This is a genomic window from Chloroflexota bacterium (genome assembly GCA_015478725.1).
Taxonomy (GTDB): Bacteria; Chloroflexota; Limnocylindria; order Limnocylindrales; family CSP1-4; genus C-114.
On record JADMIG010000002.1, the window covers coordinates 193,367 to 211,721 of the forward strand.

At 69.3% G+C, this 18,355-nt stretch carries 14 protein-coding genes; 3 read left to right on the forward strand and 11 right to left on the reverse strand.

Features of this window, described 5'->3' with window-relative positions; translation table 11 throughout:
- Positions 1-62 precede the first annotated feature (62 nt).
- The 11 genes from secA to IVW53_03775 all read right to left on the reverse strand — a co-directional run bounded on the left by secA (position 63) and on the right by IVW53_03775 (position 14,512).
- Complete coding sequence (gene secA / locus IVW53_03725) at positions 63-3,089, reverse strand: preprotein translocase subunit SecA (protein ID MBF6604671.1); 3,027 nt, start codon at positions 3,087-3,089, stop codon at positions 63-65.
- Positions 3,090-3,149: 60 nt separating this feature from the next.
- Complete coding sequence (locus tag IVW53_03730) at positions 3,150-3,401, reverse strand: hypothetical protein (protein ID MBF6604672.1); 252 nt, start codon at positions 3,399-3,401, stop codon at positions 3,150-3,152.
- On the reverse strand, positions 3,398-4,498 hold the full coding sequence (locus tag IVW53_03735; protein ID MBF6604673.1) for a ribose-phosphate pyrophosphokinase: 1,101 nt from the start codon (positions 4,496-4,498) through the stop codon (positions 3,398-3,400). Before IVW53_03735 ends, IVW53_03730 begins: the two co-directional genes overlap by 4 nt.
- A 45-nt stretch (positions 4,499-4,543) precedes the next feature.
- Positions 4,544-7,057, reverse strand: coding sequence for a DNA gyrase subunit A (gene gyrA, locus IVW53_03740; GenBank protein ID MBF6604674.1), 2,514 nt, complete (start codon positions 7,055-7,057; stop codon positions 4,544-4,546).
- A gap of 44 nt (positions 7,058-7,101) precedes the next feature.
- Positions 7,102-8,166 carry a DNA alkylation repair protein gene (locus IVW53_03745; GenBank protein MBF6604675.1) on the reverse strand — a complete coding sequence of 355 codons (1,065 nt, stop codon included), beginning with the start codon at positions 8,164-8,166 and terminating at the stop codon, positions 7,102-7,104.
- Entirely contained in the window at positions 8,163-8,693 is a 531-nt protein-coding gene (locus IVW53_03750; protein ID MBF6604676.1) for a PaaI family thioesterase, read from the reverse strand. Before IVW53_03750 ends, IVW53_03745 begins: the two co-directional genes overlap by 4 nt.
- A gap of 100 nt (positions 8,694-8,793) precedes the next feature.
- Complete coding sequence (gyrB, locus tag IVW53_03755; protein MBF6604677.1) at positions 8,794-10,752, reverse strand: DNA topoisomerase (ATP-hydrolyzing) subunit B; 1,959 nt, start codon at positions 10,750-10,752, stop codon at positions 8,794-8,796.
- On the reverse strand, positions 10,749-11,621 hold the full coding sequence (locus IVW53_03760; protein MBF6604678.1) for a ParB/RepB/Spo0J family partition protein: 873 nt from the start codon (positions 11,619-11,621) through the stop codon (positions 10,749-10,751). Before IVW53_03760 ends, gyrB begins: the two co-directional genes overlap by 4 nt.
- Positions 11,618-12,457: a ParA family protein gene (locus IVW53_03765; protein MBF6604679.1), complete on the reverse strand. Its 840-nt coding sequence runs from the start codon at positions 12,455-12,457 to the stop codon at positions 11,618-11,620. Before IVW53_03765 ends, IVW53_03760 begins: the two co-directional genes overlap by 4 nt.
- 294 nt (positions 12,458-12,751) lie before the next feature.
- Positions 12,752-14,071, reverse strand: coding sequence for an ISKra4 family transposase (locus tag IVW53_03770; GenBank protein ID MBF6604680.1), 1,320 nt, complete (start codon positions 14,069-14,071; stop codon positions 12,752-12,754).
- A gap of 6 nt (positions 14,072-14,077) precedes the next feature.
- Positions 14,078-14,512, reverse strand: a complete 435-nt coding sequence (locus tag IVW53_03775; GenBank protein MBF6604681.1) for a hypothetical protein — start codon at positions 14,510-14,512, stop codon at positions 14,078-14,080.
- Positions 14,513-14,766: 254 nt separating this feature from the next.
- On the opposite strand from IVW53_03775, the gene mreD reads away from it, so the two are divergent.
- The 3 genes from mreD to rodA are packed head-to-tail and all read left to right on the forward strand — an operon-like array spanning position 14,767 to position 18,332.
- Positions 14,767-15,267, forward strand: a complete 501-nt coding sequence (mreD, locus tag IVW53_03780) for a rod shape-determining protein MreD (GenBank protein ID MBF6604682.1) — start codon at positions 14,767-14,769, stop codon at positions 15,265-15,267.
- Complete coding sequence (mrdA, locus tag IVW53_03785; protein MBF6604683.1) at positions 15,264-17,153, forward strand: penicillin-binding protein 2; 1,890 nt, start codon at positions 15,264-15,266, stop codon at positions 17,151-17,153. The genes mreD and mrdA overlap by 4 nt, the downstream gene beginning before the upstream one ends.
- Before the next feature lie 21 nt (positions 17,154-17,174).
- Positions 17,175-18,332 (forward strand): rod shape-determining protein RodA, encoded by a 1,158-nt coding sequence (gene rodA / locus IVW53_03790; GenBank protein MBF6604684.1) that lies wholly within the window; start codon positions 17,175-17,177, stop codon positions 18,330-18,332.
- The last annotated feature ends 23 nt before the right edge of the window (positions 18,333-18,355 follow it).

Sequence of the window (18,355 nt, forward strand, 5' to 3'; positions counted from 1 at the left end):
AAGAGGTCAGGACCATCCTTTTCCGAGTGTTTCGTGGCCGACCCGGTCCAGGTGCGCGACGGTCAGCGGCCGTGGCACTTCTTGTATTTCAGGCCGGATCCGCAGAAACACGGATCGTTCCGTCCGATCCGCGATCCGTCGGGCGCGAAGCCGGGCCGCTGAGCACCGTTCCCGCCACTGGCACCTCCGCCGGTCAGGCCCCCGGTCGATGCGGTGGCCCGACTCGTCGGGTTCGAAGGGAGACCCCGGGTCACGAGCCCTTCGGAGCCCGTGGAGGTCGACGTGGAGGCCGAGATCGACCGCGGTCCGTCGGCGTCGGCACCGTCGCTCGTCGTCGAGCCCGACGGTCCGCTTCCGCTCGTGCCGGCCGATCGCACCGCCGAAGCACCCGCCGCGAGATCCGCGGCCAGCTGCGCCTCCTGGGCGGCGGGTGGCGGATTCCGGGTGACGGTCACGCGGAAGATCGTCGTCGCGACCTGATGACGGATGAGCGACCGCAGCTCCTCGTAGAGGGCGAACGCCTCTTTCTTGAACTCGTTCAGTGGATCCTGCTGGGCGTATCCGCGCAGGCCGATGCCGCGCCGCATGTCGTCGAGCTCGGTGAGGTGCTCGATCCAGAGCGAGTCGATCGTGCGGAGGAGGACGAGCCGCTCGACGAGGGACCAGTCCGTCTCGCCGACCTCGGCCGCCTTGGCGCCGAGGGTCGCATCCACGAGCTCCCTGAGGTGGCCCATGAGCTGGTCCCGCGACGGGATCTCCGCGAGGGCGTCCTCGCTCGTCCGCTCCCCGTCGAGACCCATCGCCCGGAGCGCGGCCGAGAGCCCCTCGAGGTTCCATTCGACCGGCGCCTCGGAGGCGGCGAAGGTGTCCGTGAGGGCATCGATCTCGTCGTCGAGGAAGACGAGCACGGTCGCACCGAGGTCCTCGTTGCGGAGCACCTTGTCGCGCTCCGCGTAGATCGTCTCGCGCTGCTTGTTGATGACGTCGTCGAACTCAACGACCCGCTTTCGCATGTCGAAGTTGAAGCCCTCGACCCGGGTCTGGGCACCTTCGATGGTCCGGCTCACGAGCCGCGACTCGATGGCCACGTCGTCCTCGAGCCCCATCCGCTCCATGAGCCCGGCGACCCGCTCCGAGGCGAAGCGTTTCATGAGGTCGTCGTCGAGCGACAGGTAGAAGCGGCTCGATCCCGGATCGCCCTGCCGGCCGGCCCGGCCGCGCAGCTGGTTGTCGATCCGGCGGCTGTCGTGCCGTTCCGTCCCGATGATGTGGAGGCCGCCCACCTCGACCACCCGCCGGTGGTCCTCGTCGCAGGTCGCCTTCGCCTCCTCCAGCGCCGCCGCGTACGTCTCCGCGTCCACCTCGGCCGGGTTGAGGCCGCGGCGGTGGAGGATCTCCGACGCGAGCCCGGCCGGATTGCCGCCGAGGAGGATGTCCGTGCCACGGCCGGCCATGTTCGTCGCGATCGTCACCGCGCCGGTCCGGCCCGCCTGGGCGACGATCGGGGCCTCCTTCTCGTGGAACTTCGCGTTGAGGACCTCGTGCCTGATGCCGCGCCGCTTCAGCATCTGAGACAGGATCTCACTCTTCTCGACGCTCACCGTCCCGACGAGGACCGGACGGCCCGCCCCCTGCATCTCGACGATCTCGTCGATGAGGGCGTTGAACTTGCCGGTCTCGTTGCGGAACACGAGATCCGGATCGTCCTCGCGGATCATCTCCCGGTGGGTCGGGATGGCGACGACCTCGAGGTTGTAGATCTTCGAGAGCTCCTCCGCCTCGGTCATTGCCGTCCCGGTCATGCCGGCGAGCTTGTCGTAGAGGCGAAAGTAGTTCTGGAAGGTGATCGTCGCCATGGTCACGCTCTCGCGCTGGACGCGGAGGCCCTCCTTGGCCTCGATCGCCTGATGGAGCCCCTCGCTCCAGCGCCGGCCCGGCATCTGACGGCCGGTGAACTCGTCGACGATGATGATCTCGCCGTCCTTGACGATGTAGTCGCGATCCCGCTTGTAGAGGGCGTGCGCCTTCAGGGCCTGCTCGAAATGGCGGGCGAGGGTCGGGTCGGTGTCGTAGAGGTTCGGGACGCCGAGCCAGCCCTCCATCTTGTGGATGCCTTCCTCGGTGGGGCTGACCGCGCGGTCCTTGAGATCGACGAAGTAGTCGCCGCCCTCCTCCTCGCCCTCGGCCCGGCCGGTCAGGCGCGGGACGATCCGCGCGAACGTGAAGTACTTGTCCGCCGATTCCTCCGCCTGACCACTGATGATGAGCGGCGTCCGGGCCTCGTCGATGAGGATGTTGTCCACCTCGTCGACGATCGCGAAGGCCCGATCGCGCTGGACCCGCTGTTCGAGCTCGACGACCATGTTGTCGCGGAGGTAGTCGAAGCCGAATTCGTTGTTCGTGCCGTAGGTGACGTCGGCGGCGTACGCCTCCCGTCGTTCCACCGGACGGAGGTTGACGAGCCGTTCATCCGACGTGGGGTAGCCGGGTTCGAAGACATAGCTCGCGTCGTGGGTGATCATCCCCACGCTCACCCCGAGGAAGTGGAAGACGGGGCCCATCCATTGCGGGTCGCGGCGGGCGAGGTAGTCGTTGACCGTCACGACGTGGACGCCCCGGCCGGACATGCTGTTGAGGACCGCGGCGAGCGGCGCGATGAGCGTCTTGCCCTCGCCCGTCTTCATCTCGGCGATCTTGCCCTGGTGGAGGACCGCCCCGCCGATGAGCTGGACGTCGAAATGGCGCATCCCGAGCGTCCGCCGCATCGCCTCCCGGGTCGCCGCGAAGACCTCCGGGAGCGCTTCGTCCATCGCCCGCTGGACGCGTTCGCGCTCCCGCTTCCGGCGGGCCTTCGCGATCTCGCGACGCCGTTCGGGATCCGGATGCTCGAGCTCGTCGTCCGACGGCTCGTCCGGGACCGCCGCCCCGCGGATCTCCTCCCGGATCTCGTCGATCCGGCTCCGGATCTCCGCATCGGAGAGCGCTTCGAACTCGGTCTCGAGGGCGTTCGTCTCGTCGACGAGGGGTTGGATCCGCCGGACCTCGCGGTCGTTCGAGTCGACGAATCGGTTGAGGAATCCAAGCACCATGGCCGGTGAAGTATACGGGGAGCCGGTTGGACGACCCCCGCGCCCGCCGGGCGCGGCCGGTCAGCGCCAGAAGCCGCTGCCGTACCCAGCGACGAGGAGGACGAACGTCAGGACGGCGAGGAAGAGCCAGAACCCGACGGAGATTGCCGTCCGGGTCGGGTTCATCTCCGGGTTCGCGAGGGGCGTGAGATGGCCGCGCCGGTTGCCGCTCCCCCACCGGGACGACCGCAGCGCCCGGCGCCAGTTCTGATCGGTGGCCTGCCGCGGCTCGATGCCGCCCTTGCCGTCCGGTCGATGGAGCTGGAGGGTCATCGATCTCCCACCTTCGTTGCCGGGGCGAGCATGGAGGGCGTGCCGGGCTTCCCACTCTCGCTTGTGTCGCCGATCTCCGGGTGGTGGGTGCGGACATCGACCGAGCGCTGCTCGCCACCCTCCCAGAAGGTCATCTCCTGGGTGAAGGTGACCTCGCTGCTGAACAGCGCCCCGACGGACTCACCGCGATGAATGCGCTTGATCGCCTCGCCGATGAGCGGGGCGACGGACAGCGTCGTGATCTGGTGGAGGCGTTTCGCCGGCGGGAGCGGGATCGAGTCGGTAAGGACGACCTCGCGGAGGCTCGAGGCCCGGATCTTGTCGACCGCCGGGTCGGACAGGACGCCGTGGGTGGCGCAGGCGTAGATCTCGTCGACGCCCTCCCGCTCGAGCGCGGTGACGATCTCGAAGAGCGTGCCGGCCGTGTCGATCTCGTCGTCGACGATGATCGCCCGGCGACCCCGGACATCGCCGATGACGTTCATCAGCTCGGCCTTGTCGAGGTTGCCCTGGCGGCGTTTCTCGATGATCGCCAGCGGTGCGCCGAGCAGTTCGGCGAACGTCCGGGCGCGCTTCGCGAAGCCGAGGTCCGTCACGACGACGGGCCGCTCGATGTGCTTGTGGATGAAGTAGTTGGAGAGGAGGTGAACCGCCGTCAGCTCGTCGACCGGGATGTTGAAGAAGCCCTGGATCTGGCCTTGGTGGAGGTCCATCGTGAGGACCCGGTCCGCGCCGGCGACCGTGATCATGTCCGCCACGAGGCGGGCGGTGATCGGAACGCGCGGCTGGTCCTTCTTGTCAGATCGCCCGTAGGCGTAGAACGGCAGGACCGCGGTGATGCGTCCGGCGCTCGCCCGCTTGAACGCGTCGATCATGATGAGGAGTTCCATGATCGACTGGTTGACCGGGTGGCACGTCGGCTGGACGAGGAAGACGTCCTTTTCGCGGACGTTGTCGAGGATCTTGACGAAGATGTTCTCGTTGGCGAACTGGAACACCTCGACCCTGCCAGGCTGCGTCCCGAGGTAGCGGCAGATCTTGTCAGCCAGGTCCGGGTTCGCGTTGCCGTGGTAGATCTCGAATTGGTCCGCGTACACCGGCGCCTCCTGATCCCGGGCCGCGCCCTGAGCCCCGGCCTGGGCTCAGGATCGCGTGCCCCCGGCGTCGACCGGATCCGTCCCGTCGGGATCGCCATTGTCGCCCATGACCCCCCGGTCCGCCAGCCCCGCCCGGAAGGCGGCGATGCCGACGACCCGATCGCCCGACTCGAGGCGCATGACGATGACCCCGCGGGCACTCGACGAGTAGCGGTTGATCGTGTTCGTCTCGGTCCGGATGACCTGCCCGCCGGCGCTGATGAGGATGAGCTCCTCATCCGCGTCCGTGACCTGCTGGACCGCCGCGACGTCGCCCGTCTTGCGGCCCTCGAGACTGATGAGCTGGACCCCCTGGCCGCCCCGATGCTTGACCCGGAACCCGGTGAGGGGCACGCGCTTGCCGTAGCCGGTCTCGGTGAGCACGAGCAGGTCCGCCTCGGGCTGGACGACGCTCATCGCGACGACGCCGTCACCCTTGCGGGCGAGACGGATCCCGATGACGCCCGCCGCATCCCGGCCCATGGCCCGGACCTCCGCTTCGTGGAACCGGGCGAGCTTGCCCTGGGCGGTGGCGAGGAGGACGTCGCTGCCGCCGGTCGCGACGTCGACCCAGGCGAGCTCGTCGTCCTCGGCGACCGTGATCGCCCGGATGCCACTGGAGCGGACCTTCTCGAACTGCTCGAGCGGCGTCTTCTTGACGATCCCGTTGCGGGTCGCGAGGACGAGGAACCGTCCGGCCGTGAAGTCCGAGAGGGTGATCGTCGCGAGCGGGACCTCGCCGGCCTCCACCTGGACGCCCGGGAGGTTGATGATCGGGATGCCCTTCGCCTGGCGGCTCGCATCGGGGATCTGGTGGACCTTGCTGCTGAAGACGCGACCGCGATTGGTGAAGAACAGGGCCCAGTCGTGGGTGTTCGCGACGAGGAGGTGCTCCACCGCGTCCTCCTCGCGGGTCACGTGGCCGATGATCCCCTTGCCGCCGCGGTGCTGGCGCCGGTACGTCGCCACCGGCTGGCGCTTGATGTAGCCGCGGCCGCTGATCGTGATGACGACGTCCTCGTCGGCGATGAGGTCCTCGTCCGTCATCTCCCGGCTCGAGTCGTCGACGACCCTGGTCCGCCGCTCGCCGCCGTACTTGCGCTTCAGCTCGACGAGCTCTTCTTTGATGATCGAGAGGACGCGCGCCGGATTGGCGAGGATGTCCTCGAGCTCCGCGATGAGCTGGATGACCTGCAGGTACTCGTCCTCGATCTTCTTCCGCTCGAGGGCGGCGAGGCGGGCGAGCCGCATGTCGAGGATCGCCTGGGCCTGCAGCTCGGAGAGGTCGAAACCCGCCATGAGGTTCGTCCGGGCGAGGTCCACGTCGGCCGAGGCCCGGATCGTCCGGATCACCTCGTCGAGGTGGTCGAGGGCAATCTTGAGGCCCTCGAGGATATGAGCGCGGGCCCGTGCCTTGCGGAGATCGAACTCGGTCCGTCGTCGGACCACGTCGCGGCGGTAGTCGACGTAGTGCTGAAGGACGGCCTTGAGGGGCAGCGTCTGGGGCTGACCGTCCACGAGGGCGAGCATGTTGAGGTTGAAGGCGAGCTGCATCGGGGTGTGCTTGAACAGGTTGTTCAGCACCTTGTGCGGGTTGTGGTCGCGCTTGATCTCGACGTAGATCCGCATCCCGTCGCGATCCGACTCGTCGCGGAGGTCGCTGATGCCCTCGATCCGCTTGTCCTTCACGAGGTCGGCGATCTTCTCGAGCAGCGTCGCCTTGTTCACCTGGTACGGCAGCTCGGAGACGATGATCGCCATGCGGTCCGCCTTCGTCTCCTCGAACGCGACCTGGGCTCGGATGACGACCCGGCCGCGGCCGTGGGCGTACATGTCGCGGATCGCGTCGATCGTCTCCCATTCGCCGGTGAACTGGTTCCGGCGCGACTCGAAGCGGTAGATGGTCCCGCCGGTCGGGAAATCCGGCCCGCTGACGTGACGGCAGAGGTCGTCCGTCGTGAGCTCCGGATCGTCGATGAGGGCGACGGTCGCGTCGCAGATCTCGCCGAGGTGATGCGGCGGGATGTTCGTCGCCATCCCGACCGCGATCCCCGAGCTACCGTTGATGAGGAGGTTCGGCAGCCTGGCCGGCAGGACGGACGGCTCGCGCTGGGTCCCGTCGTAGTTGTCAACGAAGTCGACGGTCTCCCGGTCGATGTCGGCGAGCATCTCGGCCGCGATGCCGGTGAGGCGCGCCTCCGTGTACCGCATCGCAGCGGCGCTGTCGCCGTCGACCGATCCGAAGTTGCCCTGCCCGTCGACGAGCGGATAGCGCATCGAGAAGTCCTGGGCGAGCCGGACGAGGGCGTCGTAGAGCGCGGCGTCGCCGTGCGGATGGAGCTTGCCCATGACCTCGCCGACGATCGCGGCGCACTTGCGGAACGAGCTCGTCGCGGAGAGCCCCATCTCCCCCATCGTGTAGAGGATCCGGCGATGGACCGGCTTGAGGCCGTCGCGGACGTCGGGCAGGGCGCGGGCGACGATGACGCTCATCGCATAGTCGAGGTAGCTCACCCGCATCTCGTCCTCGATGCGGACGGTGCGGATCTCGCCGAGATCGTCGGTCACGGGGTCGGTCTCCTGGCAGGTTCAGGCTGAGCGTGCGGCAGGTCGCCGAAACGGCCGGCGATCTCGGCGGCGCGCGAGGTCGAGCGGGTGTCACCATGGCGGCGGATGCCGGCGAGTCGCTCGCGCAGCGCCGCTCCTCGCTCGGCCGGGAGCTTGATGAGCGCCTCCCGGACCACCCACGCACGGTGTCCGTCGGCCTGCTCGACGGCCCGTTCCGCTTCGCCCTCAAGGAAGCGCTCGACGGCGGTCGCATCGACGAGGACGAGCGATCGGAGCGCCCAGGCGAGCGCCTTCTCCACGTCCGCCTCGGCGTCGCCGATGAGCTCCCGGATGAGCGCGAGGCCACGCTCGGCGACCCCCGCAGCCCGGCCGGCCCGCCGGTCGATGAACGGGATCGTCGCGATCGTGCTGCCGACGAGCCGGCGCTCCCAGCGTGACGCGGCGTACACGAGCTGCTCCAGCTCGGCCCAGCGGTAGGGTTCGCTGAGGATGCCGCGACCGACCGGGTGGGCGAGGCTGTCGACGGTGATCCAGTCGCCGGCCTCGCGCGCCGCTCGACGGAGGAGCTGCCAGCTCCGCTCCGGATCGACGAGCACGAGGCGGTCGAGCAGGCCGAACGCGAACCAGCGTGGCTCGAGGGTCGGTTCGCGGAAGAGGCGGTCCGCGACGAAGAGGAGGGCCGCGCCCGGTCGCTCGCCGCGGGTGGCGGATCCGAACCCACGCGAGACGGCCGCGAGCAGCGGCCAGCGGACGCCGAGGAGCGGCCCGATGCCCGGCGCGATGCGACGCTGTCCGGCGAGGTATGCGTCGTCGCCGAGCTCCGTCAGGCCGGCTGCCAGCACCGCGGCGAACTCGTCCGGGTCGCCGACAAGCTCCGCCAGGGAGTGGCCGAGTCGCTCGGCGGCGGGCCGCCGCACGGCGACGATGGTGGAAGCGCCATCGGTCGTCGGTTGGTCGCCGGATCGTGCGCGGCCACGTCGCCGGGCGATGATCGGCGTCGCGTCGGATCGTCTCGCGACGGATCGGCCGGGGGCGGACGGATCCACGGCAGGGGCGCTCATCTGCGGCCGTCGAGGCGAGCCACGGAGTCGGGAGTGTCCACGGAGTCGGGAGTGTCCACGGAGTCGGGCGCTCCGCCGATCGAACGGACTCCGTAGCGCTCCTGAAGCTCGAGCTTCCGAGCGGCGTCTGCGGCAAGGTACACGCCATCCGCGGTCGCGAGGACCTCACCGCTCTCACGATCGACGATTCGGGCGCTCGTGTCGACGATCCGCCGTCGCGACCGGCCGACCCAGCCCTCGGCCAGGATCTCGCGTCCGATCGGGACCGGCCGCCGGAACTCGACGCTCATCCGGGCCGTGACGCCCCAGTTGTCCGAGCCGACGAGCGACCAGGCCATGACCTCGTCGAGGATCGTACAGACGATCCCACCGTGCGCGATGCCCTCCCACCCCTCGAACTCGGGACCGAGCGCAAGCTCGGTCCACGAACGCCCGGGTTCCACGTGCAACACAAGATGGAGCCCGTGTTCGTTCAGCGTGCCGCAGGCGAAGCAGCGATGGGGCCGGAACGCAAAGGCCGAAGCCACGGCGCTCGATCGAGCCGACCAGGCGGTGGCTCGTGGCGTCGCAGATCCCGCCTGCATGGCGGCCGGGACGGACGCCGACGTGACGCGACGCGAGGATGTCTCAGACGTCAAGGTTCCGAACCTTCCGGGCCTCGGACTTGATGAAGTCCTTGCGCGGCGCGACCTTCTCCCCCATGAGCATCGTGAAGATCGCGTCAGCCTCGGCGGCGTCCTCGATCTCGGCCCGCAGGAGCGTCCTCGTCTGCGGGTTCATCGTCGTCTCCCAGAGCTGGTCGGCGTTCATCTCGCCGAGGCCCTTGAAGCGCTGGACGGACACGGACTTCACGTTCATCTGCCGGACGATCTCGTCCCGCTCCTTCTCCGACTGCGCGTAGCGGGTCACCTTCCCGGTGCTCACGCGATAGAGCGGCGGTTGCGCGATGAGGAGGTACCCGTGCTCGATGATCTGCGGCATGTGGCGGTAGAAGAACGTGAGGAGGAGCGTCCGGATGTGGGCGCCGTCGACGTCGGCGTCCGTCATGATGATGACCCGGTGGTAGCGGAGTTTGGCGAGGTCGAAGCTGTCGCCGATCCCGGCCCCGAGGGCGATGATGAGCGGTCTGACGTTCTCGGACGAGAGGATCCTGTCGAGGCGCGCCTTCTCCACGTTGAGCAGCTTCCCGCGCAGCGGGAGGATCGCCTGGAACCGCCGGTCCCGGCCCTGCTTCGCGGATCCGCCGGCCGAATCGCCCTCCACGAGGTAGAGCTCGCTCTTCGCCGGGTCGCGCTCCTGGCAGTCGGCAAGCTTGCCCGGGAGAGACATCCCCTCGAGCGCGCCCTTCCGGATGACGAGGTCGCGCGCCTTCCGAGCAGCCTCGCGAGCCCGAGCCGCGGTCAGGCACTTCTCGATGATCCGGCGGCCATCGGCCGGGTTCTCATCGAGGTACTGGCCGAGTGAGTCTGCGACGGCGGTCTGGACCTGGCCCTTCACCTCGGCGTTCCCGAGCTTTGCCTTCGTCTGGCCTTCGAACTGCGGCTCGACGAGCTTCACGCTGATCACGGCGGTGAGTCCCTCGCGGACGTCGTCACCGGACAGGTTCGTGTCGGAGTCCTTGAGGATCCCGGCCCGACGCGACCAGTCGTTGAGCGAGCTCGTGAGCGCGGCCCGGAAGCCCGTGACATGCGTCCCGCCGTCCACCGTGTTGATGTTGTTCGCGAAGGCGAGGACGTTCTCCGTGTAGGAGTCGTTGTACTGGAGGGCGACCTCGACGGTCGTGGTCCCATCCCGACGTTCGACGTAGATCGGGCGGGAGTGGAGCGCCTCCTTGTTCCGGTTGAGGTGGCGGACGAACGAGGTGAGGCCGCCCTCGAAGTAGAACGATCGCTCGCGACCCGCCCGTTCGTCGATGAGGGTGATCCAGACGCCCTTCGTCAGGTAGGCGGACTCGCGAAGCCGCTGGACGATGAGCTCCCACGAGTAGTCCGTGCTCTCGAACATCTCGCGATCCGCCCGGAACCGTGTCGTCGTCCCGTGTCGACCGTGCGACGGTCCGATCTTCGTGACTGCTGTGGTCGGCTTGCCGCGCGCGTATTCCTGGGACCAGACCGCGCCATCGCGGGCGGTTTCCACCCGCAGCCACTCCGAGAGCGCGTTGACGACGCTCACGCCCACCCCGTGGAGGCCGCCGGACACCTTGTAGCCGCCGCCGCCGAATTTGCCGCCGGCGTGGAGCACCGTGTGGACGACCTCGAGGGCGTCCTTGCCGGTCGAGTGGCGACCGACGGGTACGCCGCGCCCATCGTCCTGGACCACGACAGTCCCGTCGGCGAGGATCGTGACGTCGATCCGGGTCGCGTAACCCGCCATCGCCTCGTCGACCGAGTTGTCGACGACCTCCCACACGAGGTGGTGCAGGCCGCGGACGTCCGTGGAGCCGATGTACATGCCCGGTCGGCGGCGCACGGCCTCGAGGCCCTCGAGGACCTGGATGCTCGCGGCGGTGTAGTCGCTCCCGGCCGCGCTCGCACGTGTGCGTCGGGACGCCGTCGCGGGGGCCGTTCGGTTCGGTTCCTGGGTCACGCGTGTCCTCCGGTCAGGCGTTCGTAGAGGCGCCCGAGCTCCTCGTCGCTGTAGTACTCGATGACGATGCGCCCACCGCGTCTCGTCCGGGCCAGTCGAACCTTCGTGCCGAGCGAGCGACGGAGGTCCTCCTCTACCCGCTCGAGGTCCGGATCCACGGCGGCCGAGGTCACGCTGCCGAGCGGATCGGTTGTCGGTCGCTCGCGGAGGCGTTTCGCGAGCGCCTCGGTCTGTCGAACGGACAGGTCCCGACCGACGATCGCCTGGAGGAGGTTTGCCTGGGTCGGGCCCGGCAACCCGCCGATCGCCCGCGCGTGTCCCTCGCTGATCGAGCCGTCGGCGACCGCGACCTGGACGGCCGGATCGGCATCGAGGAGCCGGAGCGTATTGGCGATCGTCGACCGGGCGCGGCCGACCCGGATGGCGATCTGTTCCTGTGTCATCGCGAAGACATCCACGAGCTGGCGGTAGGCGTGAGCCTCCTCCATAGGATTGAGATCCTCGCGCTGGATGTTCTCGACGAGAGCGAGCTCGAGCTGATCGCGCTCCGCGAGCTGGCGGACCACCGCCGGGATCCGCTCGAGGCCGGCGAGTCGGGCAGCCTGGAACCGCCGCTCTCCGGCGACGAGCTGGTAGCCGTCGAGCACCTCGGTGACGAGGATCGGCTGGAGGACGCCGTGTTCACGGATGCTCGCGGCAAGCTCGTCGATCGCCGCCGAGGCGGTCTGGCGCCTGGGTTGATACGGGTTGGGTCGGATCCGTGCGAGCGGGATCTCGGCAGGCGCCGCGACCGCGCTCGTCCGCTGGGGGATGAGGGCCGAGATCCCGCGCCCGAGTCCGCTCGCGGGCCGGACCGACTTCGTCGTCATGCGCTCAACCCGAGCGCCGCAGTGGCGGTCGGCGCCGCACCGCCGGTCGGTGCCACGGCACCGGTGCCCGGCCGATGGTCGGCCAGGCGGATCTCGTCGGCGAGGGCCCGGTAGGCGAGCGCGCCGGCCGAGTCCGGTCGATGGAACGCGATCGGGCGACCGTGGCTCGGCGCCTCCGAAAGGCGGACGCTCCGCGGCACGACGGTCCGGTAGACCGCTCCGCGGAGGTGCCGCCGGACCTCGTCACTCACGTCAGCCGAGAGATTCGTCCGGGCGTCGTACATCGTGAGGACCACGCCTTTGACGGCCAGGTCTGGATTGAGGTTGTCACGCACGAGGTTCACCGTGGCGATGAGCTGGGTGAGCCCGTCGAGCGCATAGAACTCGCACTGCATCGGGATGAGGACCGCGTCGGCGGCGGTGAGCGCATTGACGGTGAGCAGGCCGAGCGACGGTGGGCAATCGATGAGCACGTAGTCGAACTGCGGCGCGACTGGCCCGATGAGCGCCGCGAGCCGCCGTTCGCGCTGCGGGAGCGGCGCCAGCTCCACCTCCGCGCCCGCGAGCTCGATCGTCGATCCGACGATCGAGAGCCGCGGCACCTCCGTGGACAGGATCAGGTCGCCGAGCGTGGCGGTTCCGATGAGCGCCTCGTAGATCGAACGCCGGAGCGTGCCCCGATCGAGGCCGAGCCCGCTCGTCGCGTTGCCCTGCGGGTCGAGATCGACGATGAGGACCCGGTCCCCGGCGAGGGCGAGGTACGTCCCAAGGTTGACGACGGTCGTCGTCTTCCCGACGCCCCCCTTCTGGTTGGCGCAGGCGATCGTCTGGCCCACTCAGGAACCACGGAGGAACGGGGTCACGATGGTGAATCTTACCATCGGGACCCGCTTTCTCTTCGGCCGACCGACGGCCGAGAGCGGCCGGTCGGGGGATTCGGGACGCGATCCATCGAGCCATCGTCGGACCACTCTGCCAGGCACCCCTGCACGCCTACGTAGCTGCGACGTGTCGGCGATCGCGTCAGGCTGCGTGTTGCACGTGCAACATCGCCTCGGCGGTCGACACGCGGCGAGGCGACCGACCCGGACACCCGGACGGGTGTGCGACAGATTTGTAGGTGCTGACGGTCAGGCCGCGGTCGTCTGGTTGTGGATGCGCCCCCAGACTTCCTCCCAGCGGCCGCTCGCCTCCTGGCAGCGCAGGCTGACGATGCCGGCCGCGCCGCGCACGCTCCAGCGCATGCCGGAGAGCTTCAGCCGCTGGCCGATGACGGCCTTGCAGCCGGCCTCGACCGCGCCGGACCCGGCGAAGTGGCCGAGTGCCCGGAAGTGCGCGTAGCGCATCCGCTCGGCGTTGGTCTCGAAGTAGCCGAGTGCCTTCTCGACCTCGCGGGTCTGCGCGTCGGGGAGGGAGAGGTTCCTGGTGGTGGCGAGCAGCGCCGGAACGTCACCGCGGTCGAGGTCGGCCAGCCGCTCGGCGAGCCAGCCCGGAGCGTCGTCGCCGAGGGTGGGCGCGACCAGCGCGCCCAGCGCGTGGACGTGCTCGCGGGCGTGGTAGAGGTCGACGATCTGGGTCGCGCCCGGGAAGTGCAGGTCGGCGAGACGCCAGATCCAGGGCGCCCCGTCGCCGAGCACGACGAGTTGCTTCGCCGTCTCCGAGCCGCGCCGGCGCGCCTCGGCGTAGACGAGGGCACCGAAGTGCTCGACGGGCTCCAGGGTGGCGAGGTAGCTCGAGGAGCCCGGGTCGCGGATCGGCTGGCCGGCCTCGTCCAGGCCGGCCTGGGTGAACAGCACCCCGAGTTTCGCCTCGCGGGTGCGGGCCCGCCCGTCGGGGTACTTGCCGGCCCGCCCCGCGGTGTCGGCGGGCACGGTGGGGACGCCGGTGCCGTCGATCGCCAGGTAGAGCTTGGCCACCGGGGGGGCCGGAGCGAACGGGACCAGCCGACCGGCGAGCACCGCGGCCGCCTCCCGGTCAGCAATCGTGACGAGGACCTGTCCGTCGGCCTCCGCGCTGCGCTCCACCCGTTTCGTGGTCAGCTCGACCCCAGCCAACTCGGCCAACAGCTCGCTGGCCTGGGCGAACGGCGCCGCCGCACCCACCCGGGCCACCATCCTGGCCAGCCCCGGGGACAGCGAGGCCCCGGTGACGCCGAGCTCGGTGTCCCTCGGCACCACCCCGTGGCCGCACGCGGTGCAGTGGTAGTAGGCGCGCCGCAGCTCGACCGGCCCGAGCACCGTGTCGAGGGCCTTGGTCCGATAGGCGACGAACGTGGCCTGATGGCCCGACCCGCAGTCGATGCGCGTCCCGCGGTGGCCGGTATCGAGGGCCAGCAGCTGCTCGAGCAGCGAGCCGCCGAGCCTGGTCATCGCGGTCCGGATCGCCAGCTCCAGCGCGGCCAGGCCCTCGGCGTCGCCGGCGGCGAGCGAGCTTGCGGCCAGGGCGGCCAGCCGGTGCTACCTCGGCGGCGAAGTCCGCCCCGAGGCCCGCGTAGAGCCCCCTTTTTCGGGCCCCATCGCGCCGTTCCTCGCCGGCTCGCCCGCGGCCAGCGGGGAGATCGGCCGGGCATCGCAGATCGCCTCGTTGACCGCCACGATCTGGTGGCTGAGCGCGACGAACTCCTGGTAGTGAGCCAGCTCCCGGCGCACCTTGTCCACCTCCGGGCCCGCCGAGAGCTGACGCCCCTTCGTCGGGCCACCGGCCACCGAACGGGTCCACAGGTGCCGTGGCCCGTGGCCGGGATGCGCAGGCGCCGCGCAGGCGCAGTTCGGCTTGCCGCAGCGGCGGTAGTTCTCGGTGAGCGAACCGCGCCGGAAGTCGCCGACGTCGGCGAGCTCGGCGTGGAGCCGGGCCCGCTGCTGCTCGAGGTCTGGGAGCGAGCGCTGTGCCACGGTGCGGTCTCCTGTCCGGGGTCTGGTTGCGGCATCAACAACCAGACTACCACAGACTACGCTCGCCTCTCGAGACACCTACGTTTTCGTCGCACACCCGACCCGGACTTGACAGGCCGTCCACAACTTGACAGGCCGTCCGTTGCCTCCACCGGAGGCCCGACCTATACTCCGCCCGACGTCGTCGCCACCGTCGTCGCGGTCGACCGGACCCACTGACGCGCGACCCTGGCCAATGCCGAGGATCGACCGTCATGAGCCTGACTCTCGCTGCGGTCGGCGCTGTGGTGGCCGCGCTCTTCGACACGAGCATCGCACCATACCTCCGGATCGGGGGAGCACAACCCGATCTCGTCCTCGTCTTCGCGGTGATCTGGACGATCGTCGTGGGGTTCGAGGGCGGCCTCACCTGGGCCTTCGTCGGAGGGCTCCTCATCGACCTTCTCGCGCCCCGGCCGCTCGGTTCGACGGCCTTCGCGCTCCTCCTGACGGTGGGGGCCGTCGCCCTCGGCGGGCGAGTCGTCACCCGAGGCCGCTATGTTCGGCCGGTCATCGCCGTCCTGTTCGGCAGTCTGATGTACACGTCGCTCTATCTCCTCATCACCCGAGCGCTCCGGGGACCGGTCCCCCTCGGCGAAGGTCTGGCCGCGATGGTTCCGACCGCGCTGTTCGACGCGGCCATCGGAGCGATCGTGGGACCGCTCGTCGTCCGGCTCCACGCTCGGCAGGCCGAGCGTGATCGGGTGGACTGGTGAACTCGGTGACCGGCGAAAGCCCCGCCGCCGACCGTCGGATCCTGCGATTCGTCGCCTTCGGGGTGGTCGTCGTCCTCGCGGTCTCGGGCCTGACGAGTCGCCTGTTCTTCCTCCAGGTGACGAACGTCGCTGTGGGCGTCCGCCAGGCGACCGCGAACACGACGGTCCAGGTCGCGATCCCCTCGACGCGCGGCCTCATCTACGACCGCCTCGGGCGACCGCTCGTCGTGAACGACCCGAGCTACGCGGTGAAGATCCGGCCGGCCGATCTCCCGAACACGGAACGCGACCGCGTCGTCGCGCAGCTCGCGACGCTGCTCAAGATGAACGTCGGGGACATCAACGCGGCGATCGACGGCAGCCCTGGCTCGCGCTACGACCTGGTCCGGATCGCCCAGGCTGTACCGAAGGCGACCGCGGATCTCATCTCGGAGGAGGGATCGAGCCTCCCCGGGGTCGTGGTCGCCGTGGAAACGCAGCGCCGCTATCTCGACGGACCGCTCCTCTCCCAGATCCTCGGCTACACCGCACCGATCGACGCGCAGGAGCTGAGCGCGCTCCAGGGCCAGGGCTACCTGTCGGACGATCTCATCGGCAAGACGGGCGTCGAGGCCGTCTACGAGCAGCAGCTCCGCGGGACCTACGGCACGCAGACCGTGCAGCGGGATGCGTCGGGTCGACTGCTCCAGGTCCTCGAGACGAATCAGCAGGCCGTGCCGGGCGATTCCCTCCGGCTCACGATCGACGTGAGGGAGCAGGAACTCGCCCAGAAGGCGGTCGACTGGGCGCTCAAGACGGCGAACCTCAAGAGCGCGGTGATGATCGTCGAGAACCCGCAGACCGGCGAGATCCTCGCGATGGTGAGTGAGCCGACCTACGACAACAACGCCTTCGCGACCGGGATCAGCTCGAAGGCCTACCAGGCGCTCCTCAACGCCCCGGACCAGCCGCTCCTCAACCACGCGATCGCCGAGCAGTTCCCGCCAGGGTCGACGTACAAGCTCGTGACCGCGACCGGGGCCCTTGCGGACAGGAAGATCACGCCGACCGAGACGCTCCACACCGCCTCGTACATCATGATCGGCAACACGAAGTTCTGGGACTGGCATTCGGGTGGCTTCGGCGACATCAGCCTCCAGGACGGCTTCGCGTTCTCGAGCGACACGTTCTTCTACCAGGTGGCGATGCGCCTCGGCGTGACCCGTCTGGCCTACTGGGCGTCGCAGTACGGCTTTGGGCGGCCGAGCGGGATCGACCTGCCGGGCGAAGTGTCCGGGATCGTCCCGACCGAACAATGGAAGCAGGACACGTTCGGCCAGCCGATGCAGGAGGGCGAGCTGGCCCAGGCCGGCATCGGCCAGGGCTACGACACCGCTACACCGCTCCAGCTGCTCGATGCCTACTGCGCCCTCGCCAACGGCGGCACCCTGTACCAGCCCCAGGTCGTGCGCGAGATCCTCGGCCCGGACGGCTCCATCGTCCGGCCGTTCGCGCCGAAGGTGATCCGCAAGGTCCCGGCGCCGACCGCCGATCTCCAGATCATGCGGCTCGCCGCCCGCCAGGTCGTCGAGAGCCGCATGACGTACAACCTCGTCGATCTGCCGATCGTCGTCGCCGGCAAGACCGGCACCGCCGAGTTCGGGGTTCGGGACAGCAAGGGCCGCCTGCCGTTCCACGAGTGGTTCGTCGGCTTCGTCCCCGCGCACGGCGATGTGAGCAAGCCCGACTCGCAGCTGGCGGTCGTCGCCTTCGCCCAGGACGCGAACACGGTCGGCAACGTCGCGACGGAGATGGCCAAGTACTACCTGCAGCTCCACTACAACCTCAAGGTCGATCTTCGCCTGCCGGCCCTCCTCGCGAAGGGCAACTTCTATGGCGGCAACTGACATGCGTCACGGCGGCGGCTGATGGGCGTCCTCCGGGTCGAACCCGCTCGCGCCCAGCAATGGGCCGCTCGTTCCATCGGCGCTGTCTGGCGGGCCTACGACCTCCAGCTCACGATCTACGCCCTGCTCCTCGCCGGTTTCGGACTGGCGATGGCGTACAGCAACAGCGTGGAGAGCGGCGTCGCCGTCCTCGCCCCGGGTTCGACCTTCGTTCGGGGACTCATGTGGGCCGGGCTCGCGATCGTCGTCTTCACCCTCGCGACCGCGTTCGACTACACGTGGTTCCGGACATTCGCCTGGCCGCTCTACTTCGTGAACCTCGGGATCCTCGTCCTCTCGCTCGCGATCGGCGACGGACTCGGCGGCGCCGCCCGCTGGGTTTCGATCGGGCCGTTCCAGGTCCAGTTCAGTGAGATCGCGAAGATCCTCATGATCATCGTCCTCGCCAACTACCTCGCTCGCCGGCAGGGCTCGCTCGATCGCCCCTGGCCGATCCTCGGAGCGTGTCTCCTCGTCGGCCCGCCGATGATCCTCGTCTCCCTGCAGCCGGATCTCGGGACCTCACTCGTCTTCGGGGCGATCCTCATCGGGATGCTGTTCCTCTCGGGGGCGAGTCTCCGCTGGCTCGGCGCGCTCGTGGCCGTGATCCTCGCGGCGATCCCGATCGCCTGGACGTACGTCCTCCGCGACTACCAGAAGCAGCGGCTCATCAGCTTCCTCGACCCCGCCGCCGACCCCCAGGGTTCGGGCTTCCAGCTCCTCCAGGCGCAAACGGCGGTGAGCTCGGGAGGGCCGTTCGGCAAGGGCCTCACGAACGGGACCGCGGACGGCAGCTTCCTTCCGGTCCAGACGACCGATTTCGTCTTTGCCAAGCTCGGTCAGGAGCTCGGATTCATCGGCGCCCTCGTCGTCTTCCTCCTCTTCTGCGCGCTCATCTGGCGAGTCCTCGTCGCCGGCTGGCGCTCCCGCGATCCGTTCGGGCTGCTCGTGGCGGCCGGGGTCGGGTCGATGATCTTCTTCCAGTTCGTCGTCAACGTCGGGATGGTCATCGGGCTCATGCCGATCACCGGTATCCCCCTGCCGTTCGTCACCCATGGCGGCGCTTCGCTCATCAGCCTGGCCTTCGGGCTCGGCATCCTCCAGAGCGTGAACATCCGCCAGATGCGCGCGGAGTGGTGACAGGCTGATCCGGGACCGTGGGC